Here is a 13,889-nt window from a genome sequence, read left to right on the forward strand (position 1 = left end):
CTCCGTTATTACAGAGTTCAGAGGTTTAAAAGACTTCTTCAGTCTATGGTAATGTCCCAAAAATGCCATTTTTGAAACATTATTTTTTCACAAATTCCGTAGCCTTCTTAATGATCTTCTCCATAACTGGTGGCAGTTCATTTTGGTTCCATGGATGAGCAGCTTCAAAAACATGGTCACTACCTTCCAGCAGGAATAATTCAGAATTAGTAGACCACTCATGAAGATTATGTGCATCTTCAACTGCAACTGTCGGATCTTTGGTCCCATGAACAATGAGGTAAGGGATATTTAGCTTTTTGGCCGAGCTGGATATGGTCAACCTTTCCTCATTTTGTTTGAAATCTTCATAGAAATCGAACAAGTGTGGCATTTTCTGTTTGGTCCGGGAATTCTCTATATAGGAAATGCCTTTTTGCCGCCAGGCCTCCAGCTCTTCCCCTTTAGGAAACCTGTCTCCAAAGTCACTTACTGCAGCAAGTGAAATAAGCTTTTGAATTCGGCTATCTTCAGCAGCTTTAACTACCACAATTCCGCCGCCCCGGGAGTGACCTATAAGGGTGAATCGGGAGAGATCGGTAATGTTGGCGTATGGGAAATCTTCACTGCTTATCCAGTCAATGAGCACCTTAAGATCGTCAAGTTCCTTGGTGTAGGTATTCTCACCAAAGGCATCGAGGTCGGGGAAGTCAATGGGTTCTTCAAGGGTGCCGCCGTTAAAAGCAAAATTGAATTTCACGAACAGAAATCCATTTTTTGCAAATTCCTCGGCCATTAAATTCCATGCGCCCCAGTCCTTAAATCCTTTATAACCGTGGCAGAATAATAGAACCGGCTTATTTTCTCCTTCTTCAGCATAAAAAACATCTGTAGGAATAGGACGCCCATGTAAACCGGGCAGGCTTATATTCTTCTCTTTCTTAATTACCATGCATTTTGTTTTAATTCTTTTTCTACAAAAGGAACTTCGGGATCACATATCTCTAAAATAAGGTTTTTCAGCTGTACTTTAAACTCTTCCAGGGTTTCTACAGTGACATCTGTATCTTTTTTGGCTCCGTAGCCTTTTTTATCCTTTTTGGTGAACTTGAGAAATCCTTCTTTCAGATTTTTAAAGGAGATCACTCCTGCCTCGGAAACCTCCGGCAATGGATCTTTATCGTTCATCATTAGGGCATAAGTGAGGATCTGGAAAGGTTTGCTGTATTTGTCATAATCTGAGGTGATTTCCTCCCAGTCTACAACCTCTACCTTATTCTGCTCCACTTTTCCGGTTTTGTAATCTATGATCCTTACCTTTCCATTAAATTCATCCACACGATCTACAGTTCCCTTTAAAAACACAGGGAAATCAAGGCCGTCAATTGCTAATTGGATCTTCAGCTTTTGTTCGATTTTGAGGATCTTCAGCGTATTTCCTGCCTTTAAATTTTTGATTTCAGATCTTAAAAAATTCCGCACATAGCGACGGGCAACTTCAAAAATGAGCAGGTTCTTTCCTTTGTCCAGTGGTGCTTTGGTATAATGCTCTCTAAACTGCTTTTCAATCTCTGCATTAGTCTCTTTTAATGCCTGCTCAAGCTTTGTAATTGTTATTTCCTCATTTAGCCACTGCCGGTAAAAAGTCTCCAGGGTGTCGTGCACCACGCTTCCCAGAGTATTATATGCCACTGTCTCCTCCACTTCTTCCCGCTCTTTGAGTCCCAGAACGTATTGCTTATAAAAATCCAGCGGATTTCTCATATAGGTGGTAAGGGCCGATGGAGAGAACCCTTCTGCCGCCCTTTCTTTTATCTTCTCCAACACACCTGCCGACTTATCAATTGTTTTAAGTTGTGCCGGTACGGGAGGCACAACAGGGCTTATATTGAAATTTTCTATGTTGTGGTTTTCATTGTTTTCCATTTCAAGTTGCAACAAAAACCTGCTTTTCTCTCCGGCATTGAGTCCGTCACTTTCTGTATTATACAACAAATGAACGCTCTGGGCCCTTTGCAGCAAATGATAGAAATGATAAGTATAAACTGCATCCTTTTCTTTGTAAGTAGGCAATTTATAAGAGCATTTAAGATCAAACGGAATAAAGGAATTACTGCTTTTACCTGCCGGAAGCACGCCCTCATTTACCGAAGTAAGAATGACATTTTTGAAATCCAGAACCCGTGACTCCAGCATCCCCATAAGCTGCAATCCTGTAAATGGTTTTCCACGGAAGTCGACGGTTTTGGAGGACAGCAAATCTTTGTAAATAGAGGACAGGATCTTTATAGAATTAATGTAAGGATACTCCTGAAGTAAATTGTTTAGTTGGTTGAGCAGTAAATGCAGTTGATAGAGAAACTCAAGGGTAATTTTATCCCGGTCCTTATCGAGTTTATCCTTAAAGATCATCACCAATTCCTGAAGCGAATCCAGGGCGATACGCGGCTCATTCTTCCAGTCCCCAAAACAGATTTTAAAAAGCTGTTTTAGCTCCTGCGGAACTATAGCTAGTATTTCTTCTTCTTTTAGGTATACCAGGTTATTTTTCCTGATATTTTCCAGCATACTGCGGGAATAACCATCTGTTACCTGTTGTACAAGTGGGTGACTTAGCACAAGCATAAGATCCTTGTAATAATGGGTGCCGTCCCCCTGCACTGTATGGATTTTTAATAAATGTTCAAAAAGAAAGGCTATAGGAGCGTTTTGCAGGGCAAATCCCATAGTTATATTCACCTCATCCACGTTGGGAGGCAGGGAATTTAAAACCGGAAGTAACATACTTTCATCCCCAAGAACCACAGCCGTTTGTTGTAACTCCTCCGGTGACATTTTAGACAGCAGTTCCCCCACATATTTGGCCTGTCCAATGTTCTTGGGAACACCTACCATCTTGATGTTTTTAGACCCCTGATAGGACCTGGAAATTTTAGTAGGTTTATTTTCCTTGTAGTAGGGCCAGGAATTGAAATAATTTCTCAAAAATAGTGAGACATCATGCTGTTCATCCTTCAGGAAAACTTCATCCACATCCCAGAATACTTCAGCTTTTCCTGCAGCAAGAAGAGATTGAAAGATATTTTGTTCTGCACTGTTAAGGGCATTAAATCCAATGAAAACAAAAGATCCTGAAGCAGCCTCAGCATATTCAATAACCTTTTCGGAAGCCCGTCTGTAAACCATTCCCTGGTAAGCCAGCTCCTTTTTTTCAAGTTGTTTTTGAAGTGCCTCATAATATTCGGGAAGTTTATTCCAGAAAAGCAGGTAATTCTCCATGAGAGGCGTTCGCTCTTCCTGGAGATACCAGTGATTCATCTCCTGAATGCTTCCCAGGTAGCCAAAAAAGGACTGGTAATCAACAAGGTACCGGTCAATTTCATTAAAATCATATAAAAGGGTTTGTGCCCAGGTGGAAAAGGTTTCAAATCCTTCCCTGTTTTCTTTAGGCGTACAGGCAAGATAAGCCGAATAAAATTCGAAGAGAGAAGTGACATTATCAATAGATTTTAAGCCGGCTACTTCTTCAGCAAAATCTTCAATACTCAAAACTCTTGGGGCAAACATAGGTGCCGAAGACAGCTTTGAAAGCCGGTTAATGAGAAAAGCACCTGCCCGTTTGCTTGGTAATACAAATGTGGTTTCAGAAATCGTGGTTTTTCGGTCCAGTAGCTCCTGAAGTACCTGTTCAATAAATGATGTCATGCCCTAAAAATAAAAAACGCCCCGGTCATACCGGGGCGTTTCTTCAAAAGAATTTAATAACAATTCTACATTCCAGAATTGTCGTCTTTCATAACCTTATCATCTTCAAGAGTGATCTCAACCCTTCTGTTTTCCTGTCTACCTTTAGCAGTATTGTTGGAAGCAATTGGATTATTTTCACCATATCCTTCTGCAGTAAGTCTTTCACGTGCAATTCCTCTTGCAACAAGAGCTTCTCTTACAGATTCTGCTCTTTCTCTTGATAACTGCATGTTATAAGACTCACTACCGGTGCTGTCTGTATGACCTCCTATGTGGAAGATCGTATTAGAATACTCACCCATAATGTCTGCAATAGCCTGAAGGGTTTCTTCTGACTCTTCGCGAATTGTAGCCTTATTCAAGTCAAAAAGGATTGTTCTTGAATACTCGTTCAATTCTTCAATTACTTCTACAGTTGGTTCTGGACATCCATTATTTGCAGCAGTTCCTGCTACTTCTGGACATTCATCATCTTTGTCAAGAACACCGTCGTTATCCATGTCTTCCCATGGGCAACCGTTATTTTCTTCCGGACCGGCTTCATTAGGACACTCATCGTCTCCGTCTCTAATTCCATCACCGTCAGCATCAGGACATCCGTTCATTTCAGGAAGACCTGCTACAGTAGGACATTCATCCTGTGGATCGGCAACGCCGTCACCATCTGTATCAGGACATCCATTGTATTGAGCCAAACCTGCTTCGTTAGGACATTCGTCCATTCTGTCTTGGATTCCGTCACCGTCTGAGTCAGGACAACCGTTGAATTGCTCTAAACCGGCAACTTCTGGACATTCATCATTTTTGTCATAGATTCCATCACCATCAGTATCTTTTCCACCAAAGGCAAATTTGATTCCTGCTGCATGTTGGAAGTGTGACTCCATGTTGTCATCAAAACCGTGCTTATAGATAGTCTGAACTGATAATGCAAGGTGATCTGTAAACCAGAAGTTTAATCCTACTGTTCCATCAAGTGTTGCAAAACCTTCATCATCAAGCCAGGTATATCCACCACCAACTCCGACAATAGGATCTAACCAACCTGCGTTGGCGTCATTGCGAAAGCTGTAGTTAAAAGTACCATCAAGACCATAATACATTAGATCATCACGACCTTCATCTCCAAATTTGCTGATCTGGTTAACAGAACCAGCAGCTTCAAAATAGAATCCTGCTCCAATGTTACGAGCTACAGAAACTCTGGAAAGACCAGCAAGTATGTTCCAGTGATCACCAGTATTGAAGAATTCATCAAAATATCCACCTAAAGGAGCATCCTCCCCTGTTGGATAAAAGTCCACCGCGTTAACTCCTAAACCTAAAGCCCAGGGATTATTGTTATCCTGCGCCTGCATAGTGCTGAAGCTCAGGATGCATAGTGAAGCCAATAATAACTTGTGTAGATGTTTCATATTGAAGTGTTTAATTTTAATTAGTTAGCAGAAACAAAAGTAGACCGATATTCAGTATTGACAAAGCTTAATTTAATAAAGTTTTCTTAATAAGGGCTTGACTATCGGCGGATACAGGGGATTTTGAGGCCTCAAATTTTCAGAAAAATTCATATTTTTAACAAAAAATTAGGTTCAAGAACCTCACTTTTTTAACTCATAAATAATTGGTTACAGAAGAAAACGCTGTTTCTTCCCGAAGCAAAGGGAGAGTATTTTAAGAGATTCACTGGTAATACCTAATAAATATTTACTTTACCAGATGTAAACAGCCGCGTGTCCTGAAGTTTTGCCACAAAGAATAAGATACCAAAAGGATGTTTTGCTGCAAAAAACATCCTTTTGGTATTGCATCTACTACTATATGATATCTGATTCTTTTCCCACTTTTACGAAGGCTGCAATGGCTTTATCCAAATGCTCCTTTGTATGTGCGGCCGAAAGCTGCACGCGAATACGGGCCTTCCCTTTTGGCACAACAGGATAAAAGAATCCAATCACGTAAATTCCCTCGTCGAGAAGTTTGTCTGCCATTTCCTGGGACAATTTTGCATCATGGAGCATCACCGGAACAATTGCTGCCTCCCCGTCTATAATCTCAAACCCGGCGTTTTTAATTCCTTCTTTGAAATATTTCGTGTTCTCCTTTACCTTTTTTCTAAGAGAATTATCCTTTGCCAGCATATCAAATACCTTTATTGAGGCTCCAACAATTGCCGGGGCAAGGGAGTTAGAGAAAAGATAAGGTCTTGACCTTTGACGAAGAAGCTCGATAATTTCTTTTTTGGCTACTGTATAACCGCCCATTGCCCCTCCCAGAGCCTTGCCAAGTGTGCCGGTAATAATATCAATACGACCAAGCACTCCTTTTTCCTCTAGTGTTCCAATTCCATCCTGGCCAATAAATCCTGTAGCATGACACTCATCGATCATCACCAGCGCATCATACTTATCGGCAAGGTCGCAGATCTTATCAAGGGGAGCCACCAGGCCGTCCATAGAAAAAACGCCATCGGTAACGATGATCTTGAATCGGGCACCTTTTTCGTTAGCCGTTTTTAGCTGCTGTTCGAGATCCTCCATATTACCGTTCGCATAGCGGTACCTTGCTGCCTTGCAAAGGCGCACCCCGTCAATAATTGAAGCATGGTTAAGGGAATCTGAAATAATTGCATCTTCAGGGCCTAACAAAGGTTCGAAAACTCCGCCGTTGGCATCAAAAGCAGCTGCATATAAAATGGTGTCCTCCATTCCGTAGAAATCGGCTATTTTACGTTCCAGCTCCTTGTGTATATCCTGCGTACCACAAATGAAGCGAACGCTGGACATCCCGAAACCATGGGAATCGAGGGTATCTTTTGCCGCCTGTATAACTTCGGGATGAGATGAAAGCCCCAGGTAGTTGTTGGCACAAAAGTTAAGAACCTTTTTACCACCTTCCAGAGTGATCTCTGCTCCCTGGGGAGAGGTGATAATCCGTTCTTTTTTATAAAGTCCTTCTTCTTTTATTTGTTCTATTTCTTTCTTTAAATAATCCTTTAATGATCCGTACATAATGGTGATTTTTTACAAAATTACATTCTTTTAAACAAAACTTACTTCGATCTTCTGGTTAATGTATACCAGCATCTTTTTTGCGACCCTGTAGTTCATTTCTTCTAGAATCCGGCCGTATTCATTTATCTGTTCGCGATGCTGTGGGCTTTCGGCACCGGTTTTATAATCAATGATGCTTACAATATTTCCTGAGAAATTCAACCTGTCTGGACGCAAAAGCGCTCCATCTTCAGAGATCATTTCCCTTTCATTATAATTCACAACTCCCTCTTTGTAATACTCCCTCAACTCTTCATGTTTTATAACATCAAAAATGCTCTTTTGAAGTTCTTCTTTTTCTTCGGAAGAAAAAAGTCCTTCATTTTTGGCATTTTCGAGTACCCGCTCTACATCTGCTTCGGTATTAATCCTGGCAAAAAGATCATGAATCAGCTGCCCTTTTTCAATGGCTTCCTTCTGTTTTGAATTCCACATTAGACCCGAACGGGTAATGATGGAAATCCCGTTACTCTCGGTAGGTGAAGAGAAAAAATATTCCTGCTCCAGTGATTCTACCGCCTCCTTCTCTCCCATAAGGACCTCATGGCGGTTTCCAAAATGGTATTCACTACTGCCGTCCCATTTCCCAATAGAACGTAAATAAGAGATCAACAAGCCCGAGAAGCGGCCGGTATTCTCCATACCTTTTTTATCAAGGTCCATTTTGGAGATCACATACAACTGTTGTTCTGGACGGGTCATTGCGACATAAAGGACGTTGAGAGCATCAAGCTGACTATTACATGACAGCTCATGATAAATGTGTGGCGCCTCTCCTTCCCATTCTTTCATTTTTTCGGCTGCACGCAGGTAAGCGATGTTTACATTAGAACCAAAATCCCCCGGCAGGTCCATCCAAAAATGTTCTCTGGCAGTATCACTAATCTGAGTATTGGCGAAAGGGTAAATCACCACCGGAAACTCTAGTCCCTTCGCCTTGTGAATCGTCATTATTTGCACCGCATCTTCTCCCTGCGGCACCACGATGCTCAATTCATCTTTTTTGCGCTCCCACTGTTCCAAAAATGAGAAAAAACCGGCACCTTCTGTACTTGAAACTTCATAAACAAAATCCAGGAAGAACTGCAGGTAGGCATCAGATACTGCTTCAAGGGAAAAAGCCCTGATAATATATTCCACTGCTTCATATACAGACATTGCCGTGGCTGCCCGGGGAGAAAATTGAAATCCATTATTGGATAGGCCCTGAAAAAACTGTTCCCCTTCTGGTTGCAGGTGCTCCATAAGGAAATCAAACTCATTTTCTACCTCGATGGAATTATTCAAAAGATGGTCGAGGATCTCGAATTTCAAAGTTCTATCCCCGGGATCCAGGCAGTACTGCAAAACCGATGTAATAAAATTCACTTTTGGAGACCTGCTTACGAGCAAACTTTCGGCAGAAATTACAGGAATGGAATGTTCACTCAAAAAGTTGGCTACAGCAATACTTTCTTTTCGGGTGCGGGTAAGGATACAAATACCAGAAAGACTATTTCCTTTACCCTGTACTTCAGTTATAATTTCCAGCACTCTTTTAGGGTACGCCTCCATTTCTTCGGAAGCATTTTCGGCTTCTATAAAGGAGAGATTTACATAGCCTTCTCGTTTACTCACAAGCCCCTGACCGCTGTTGAGAAAAAGATCTTTATGCGTTTCATTCAGAAAAAACCCGGAAGCAAATCTGAAAAAATCATTATTGAATTCCACTACCGTTTTTGCACTGCGGTAATTATTAGGAAGCACGAGCATTTCAATATCTTCGATGCTAAAGGGGTGTCGCTTTTGACATAACTCCATGAACTGCTCGGCTTTTCCCCCACGCCACCTGTAAATGGACTGCTTTGCATCCCCTACGAGTGTAAGGGAGCCATGCTCCCCAACAGGATGTTCAATAGAAAGCGTATTGTCCACCAGCGGGATCAAATTTTCCCACTGTAATTGTGAAGTGTCCTGGAACTCATCAATGAAATAGTGACGGTACCGGTCCCCCAGCCGTTCATAGATGAAAGGTGCAGGCTGATCTTTGACGGCTTTCCCTATTGTCGCATTAAATTCTGAAATTAGGACTATTGAGTTCTCAGCCTTTATTTCTTCGATCTGCGCCTGGATAGCATTTAACAAAGATAATGGCACAAGATTTTTTTCCACCGCATCCAGGAACTGAAGCCTTGTGATATTCTTCTTCACTCTCTCGTACATTTCAACTATTTGCGGCTGAAGGGTGTCGAGTATCTGTTTTTTATGAGAGTCTAATTTGCTTGCGTAAAGAGCTTTTTCCGCCAGATCCCTTTGCCAGCCTGCGGAAAAATTGACATTAAAATCCCCTTTTTGAAGCTTCAGAAAAAATTTCGGGCAATATCCACCGCTGAAGCATCCATTGTCAAGTTCATTTTCTTCCAGTAACTGAAAGAACTCATTAGTTGTTCTCCCGATATTTTCCTCCAGGCTTTTTTGACGCTCTTTAATTTCCGTTTTTAAATTTTCAAAGTCAGATAGCTTTAGAGTCTTTAAAATTTGGAGGAATTTGCCGCTGGTTTCCTGCGTTAGCAAGCGACCGATAGAATATAGATCACGGGCTATGTCCCAGCTCTTATCATCATCTGTCCTTGAAAGCACAAAATTAACCAGTACCCGGGTTATAGCTTTATCATTACCCGCTTTGCTTATTAGCCTGTCCACAGCCTCGGTTAAGACCTCATCTGTTCGAAGCTCCACTTCAAAATTGAGAGGTAAGCCCAGGTCTTTGGCGAAAGTTCTCAACACCCGATGGGTAAAACCATCAATGGTAGAAACTTCAAAGGCAGCATAATTGTGAATGATGTTCTTTAGGGTTTCCCTGCTCTTCTCCTGAATTTTATCAGCAGACATTCCCGAACTGGAAGAAAGATCTTCCAGTAAAGCCTGTTCTTTTGCCGATTTTTCGGCATTTGCCAGGGAATTAAGGCTTTCAATGATCCTTGATTTCATTTCCCCCACGGCTTTATTCGTAAAAGTTATGGCAAGGATGTTCTTATAACTGTCTACCCTGGGGGAGGACAATAATAGTAGAAGATATTCTTTAACAAGGGTATAGGTCTTTCCGGAACCGGCCGAAGCATTGTAGATTCTAAAGATATTGGACTGCCTCAAATTTTTTTCACTAAAGTAAGAAATGGTTCTCAATTGACTCCTTTCATTACTCCCTGTTTAATTGAATTATTTTCAAGGAGTTGAATATTCTCTTTTGTTATTCTAATTTAATTTTCAAAAAAAGCAAAAGCTTTAAGGATTTTATAACGTTTTATAATTTTAATTAAATGAGTTTATCTCTAATTTTGAAGTTGACCTAATTAATAATATTAAAAACATATAACTATGGCTTTCGAGTTACCAAAATTAAAATATGGATTTGATGCATTAGAGCCTCACATTGACGCTAGAACAATGGAGATTCACCACGATAAGCATCATGCAGGATATACCAGCAAATTAAATGATGCCGTGAAAGGAACAGATATGGAAGGCAAGAATATTGAAAATATTCTTTCTAATCTGGATATGGAAAATAAAGCGGTACGTAATAATGGAGGTGGATATTTCAACCACAACCTATACTGGGAAATAATGGGCCCAAATGGTGGCGGAAAACCCCAGGGAGATCTTGCCTCTGCAATAGACAAGGATTTTGGCTCTTTTGATGCCTTTAAAGACGAATTTTCAAAGGCCGGTGCCACTCAATTTGGATCGGGATGGGCTTGGCTTTGCGTGCAGGAAGGTGGTAAACTGGAGGTATGTTCTTCGGCAAACCAGGACAACCCACTAATGCCCGGAGTTGGTTGCGGCGGACACCCAATCCTGGGGATGGATGTTTGGGAACACGCTTACTATCTTAAATATCAAAATCAGCGTCCGGCTTACATTGAAGCTTTCTTCAATGTGATCAACTGGGAAGAAGTATCTAAAAGATATGCACAGCACAAATAATTAAACCACGCATAGGTTTTTGATTGTGTCCAGAGCTGCCGTTTAAACGGCAGCTTTTTTTTGCGCATAAAAAAAGGTGGATAGCTCCACCTTTTTTTGCCCCAAATCTACCATGAACTTAACCTACTTATGTTATGGCTCTTCTAAAGTAGATAAACTTCTCTCTTTCAAAAACTTTATTAGACCAACTACTGGGATAATTGTTAAAGAGCATGTGTTCAACTTAACCTGTAAGAATTAGCTAACAGCCTGATAGAAAACTAATTAATATCAATATCTTTTAACTTTAACTGAAGGCTGATATTTCCCTGGAACTCATTTTCCTCAATGCAATAGGCTGCTTTTACTTTCTTAGCTTCACTTAAAAGTTCACACTTTTTACCAAGATCGAACCCAATGGCATCAAAGCTTCGATCATTACCTCTTTGGAAGAAACGTGCTTTAAGATGTTTATCCTCTCCCCCAACACAGCGCGCATACCCGGTATCTTTTAAATTTTTTGTCATAAAAACCGGAGACATATTACCCGGGCCAAAAGGAGCAAATTGTTTAAGGATCCTGTGGAATTTTGAGGTGATATCTCCGAGTTCTAATTCGGCATCTATTTGGATTTCGGGAGTCAACAGCCGCGGATCTATTGTTGCTGAAACCACCTCTTCAAATTTCTTTTTGAAGTTTTCGTATTGCTCAGATAGCAAAGTTAATCCGGCAGCATATTTATGCCCCCCGAATTGTTCAATGAATTCACTGCATCCTTCAAGAGCATCATAAACATCAAACCCGCGTACCGAACGTGCCGAGGCAGCAAGTTTTTCCCCGCTACGGGTGAATACCAGCGTAGGCCGGTAATAGGTCTCGGTAAGCCTGGAGGCTACAATCCCAATAACCCCCTTGTGCCAGGTCTCCCGGTAAACTACCGTGGTGTTTCTTTCCTGCTCACTAAGTTCTTCGATCTGGGCCAGAGCTTCTTTAGTTATGAGCTTATCTGTATCCCTGCGGGTGGTGTTGTATTCTTCGATTTCAGCTGCGAACATCCTAGCCTGTACCATATCTTCTTCAGTAAGCAGGTTGACAGCATGGAGCCCGTGCTTCATTCTTCCCGCAGCATTGATACGTGGTGCAACTATAAAAACCACATCTGTAAGTGTTAGTTGCTCTTTTTTCACTTGTTCCAATATCGCACTAAAACCTGCACGGGGTGCGACATTAATTACTTGCAGACCGTGGTAAGCCAGGATTCGGTTTTCTCCCGTCACCGGCACAATGTCGGCACCTATGGCTGTAGCTACCAGGTCCAGGTATGGTATGAGAATTTCAAAAGGCTCTCCCCGCTTTTGATTAAAAGCCTGAAGCAATTTAAAACCTACGCCACAACCACAGAGTTCCTTATAAGGATATTCACAATCCTGCCTCTTTGGATCCAAAACTGCCACCGCAGCGGGAATTTCTGCTCCCGGCCTGTGATGGTCACAAATTATAAAGTCAATACCTTTTTGACCGGCATAAGCCACTTTTTCAATAGCTTTAATCCCGCAGTCAAGGGCGATGATGAGGCTAATATCATTATCTGCCGCGAAGTCTATACCTTTATAGGACACTCCATATCCTTCTCCGTACCGGTCTGGAATGTAGGTGGCAACATTAGGATATATTTTTTTTAGATATGATGAAACCAGGGCTACACTTGTAGTGCCGTCCACATCGTAGTCACCAAAGACCATTATATTTTCACCTTTTTGAAGGGCAAGTTCGATCCTGTTCACTGCTTTCTCCATATCCTTCATTAAAAAAGGATCATGGAGATCCTCAAGGCTGGGCCTGAAGAATTTCTTTGCCTCTTCGAATGTAGAAATCCCGCGCTGGACCAGTAATGAAGCAATGGGTTTTTCGACACCTAAAGCTTCCTGCAGATGTTCAACAATGGAAGGATCGGGTTTAGGTTTAAGTGTCCAGCGCATGAAGTTTTTTTTTCAAAAGTACATATTGTTGCGATCAATTTGCTTCCTACACAACTTCAGAAAATAAGAAATGAAGAAAATTCTTTCCAAAGAAGAGGCTTCGATAATGACATTTTTGGGAGATTATATATTTATTTTCAATAATTTAGCTTCAAAGCTACACTTATGAGAAATTTTGTTTTTGTTTTAATTTCTGTTTTCCTCTTTGGTTGCAGCGGGGATTCCCTGAAGACTGGAAAGATAGCCGATACTTATTCGGTTTCTAACACGGAAACCTTAGAGATCTTCTTAACGGAAGCAATTCCCATTGAAGGCGGATACAATATTTCTCAGCAGGCAGAACATTTTACTGTAAGTGAGATCCAATACCGGGATAAAGGAATTTATTATGTCTATGTCCCTGAAGCCGATTTTACCGGAGAAGATGTAGTAAAAATTACCAGAGCAGATTCAAATGGCGCGACGGTTTATGCCAAGACAGTGACCACGTATAACATTGATGTGACAGAATAACTATTTCTTACCGGCAATTACAAGGACAATTTCCCCCTTAGGCGGCTTTTTTTCGTAGTATTCCAGTACTTCTACAGCTGTTCCTCTTACTGTCTCCTCATGTAGTTTAGAAATTTCCCTGGAAACAGAAACCTCTCGGTCTTCTCCAAAATATTCCTTTATCTGTCCAAGAGTCTTCAAAAGCTTATGTGGCGATTCATAAAGGATCATGGTTCTTGTTTCCTGCGCAAGGATTTCCAGGCGTGTCTGCCTTCCTTTTTTCACCGGAAGAAAACCTTCGAAAACGAATTTATCATTTGGCAACCCACTATTCACAAGCGCCGGAACAAAGGCAGTGGCCCCTGGCAAACAATCTACTTCAATACCGGCTTCCACACAGGCGCGGGTTAATAAAAATCCCGGATCGCTAATGGCCGGGGTGCCGGCATCACTAATAAGCGCAATAGTTTTTCCATTCTGGATTTGCCGCACCACATTCTCCACCGTCTTATGCTCATTGTGCATATGGTGGCTCTGCATGGGAGTGTTAATTTCGAAATGTTTTAGAAGTTTTCCGCTGTTACGGGTATCTTCAGCCAGGATAAGATCGGCTTCTTTTAGAATCCTTATGGCGCGAAAAGTAATGTCTTCCAGGTTGCCAATGGGCGTTGGCACAAGATATAATTTAGCCATACAA

The 13,889-nt window shown here is 41.4% G+C and carries 9 protein-coding genes; 2 read left to right on the top strand and 7 right to left on the bottom strand.

The window, feature by feature from the left end:
* Positions 1-79: 79 nt before the first annotated feature.
* The 5 genes from LA313_RS06110 to LA313_RS06130 all read right to left on the bottom strand — a co-directional run bounded on the left by LA313_RS06110 (position 80) and on the right by LA313_RS06130 (position 9,941).
* Positions 80-931 carry an alpha/beta hydrolase family protein gene (locus LA313_RS06110; protein WP_228913794.1) on the bottom strand — a complete coding sequence of 284 codons (852 nt, stop codon included), beginning with the start codon at positions 929-931 and terminating at the stop codon, positions 80-82.
* Positions 925-3,684 (bottom strand): PD-(D/E)XK nuclease family protein, encoded by a 2,760-nt coding sequence (locus tag LA313_RS06115; protein ID WP_228913795.1) that lies wholly within the window; start codon positions 3,682-3,684, stop codon positions 925-927. The genes LA313_RS06110 and LA313_RS06115 overlap by 7 nt, the downstream gene beginning before the upstream one ends.
* Before the next feature lie 65 nt (positions 3,685-3,749).
* Positions 3,750-5,141: an OmpA family protein gene (locus LA313_RS06120; protein ID WP_228913796.1), complete on the bottom strand. Its 1,392-nt coding sequence runs from the start codon at positions 5,139-5,141 to the stop codon at positions 3,750-3,752.
* Positions 5,142-5,540: 399 nt separating this feature from the next.
* The gene (kbl, locus tag LA313_RS06125) at positions 5,541-6,734 is read right to left on the bottom strand and encodes a glycine C-acetyltransferase (protein WP_228913797.1); all 1,194 of its coding nucleotides are present in this window, start codon (positions 6,732-6,734) and stop codon (positions 5,541-5,543) included.
* 30 nt (positions 6,735-6,764) lie between these two features.
* Positions 6,765-9,941 carry a UvrD-helicase domain-containing protein gene (locus LA313_RS06130; protein ID WP_228913798.1) on the bottom strand — a complete coding sequence of 1,059 codons (3,177 nt, stop codon included), beginning with the start codon at positions 9,939-9,941 and terminating at the stop codon, positions 6,765-6,767.
* A gap of 192 nt (positions 9,942-10,133) precedes the next feature.
* Here LA313_RS06130 and LA313_RS06135 point away from each other — a divergent pair, with 192 nt between their 5' ends.
* A complete protein-coding gene (locus tag LA313_RS06135; protein ID WP_228913799.1) occupies positions 10,134-10,742 on the top strand; it encodes a superoxide dismutase in 609 nt (202 codons plus the stop codon).
* A 260-nt stretch (positions 10,743-11,002) separates the two neighbouring features.
* Here LA313_RS06135 and recJ read toward each other — a convergent pair whose 3' ends face one another.
* Positions 11,003-12,700 (bottom strand): single-stranded-DNA-specific exonuclease RecJ, encoded by a 1,698-nt coding sequence (recJ, locus tag LA313_RS06140; protein WP_228913800.1) that lies wholly within the window; start codon positions 12,698-12,700, stop codon positions 11,003-11,005.
* A 165-nt stretch (positions 12,701-12,865) separates the two neighbouring features.
* Here recJ and LA313_RS06145 point away from each other — a divergent pair, with 165 nt between their 5' ends.
* Positions 12,866-13,213, top strand: a complete 348-nt coding sequence (locus LA313_RS06145) for a hypothetical protein (protein ID WP_228913801.1) — start codon at positions 12,866-12,868, stop codon at positions 13,211-13,213.
* On the opposite strand, the gene rsmI is transcribed toward LA313_RS06145, so the two are convergent.
* Positions 13,214-13,885: a 16S rRNA (cytidine(1402)-2'-O)-methyltransferase gene (gene rsmI / locus LA313_RS06150; RefSeq protein ID WP_228913802.1), complete on the bottom strand. Its 672-nt coding sequence runs from the start codon at positions 13,883-13,885 to the stop codon at positions 13,214-13,216.
* Positions 13,886-13,889 lie beyond the last annotated feature (4 nt).

The sequence above is a fragment of the Salinimicrobium sediminilitoris genome (assembly GCF_020866905.1).
Taxonomy (GTDB): domain Bacteria; phylum Bacteroidota; class Bacteroidia; order Flavobacteriales; family Flavobacteriaceae; genus Salinimicrobium; species Salinimicrobium sediminilitoris.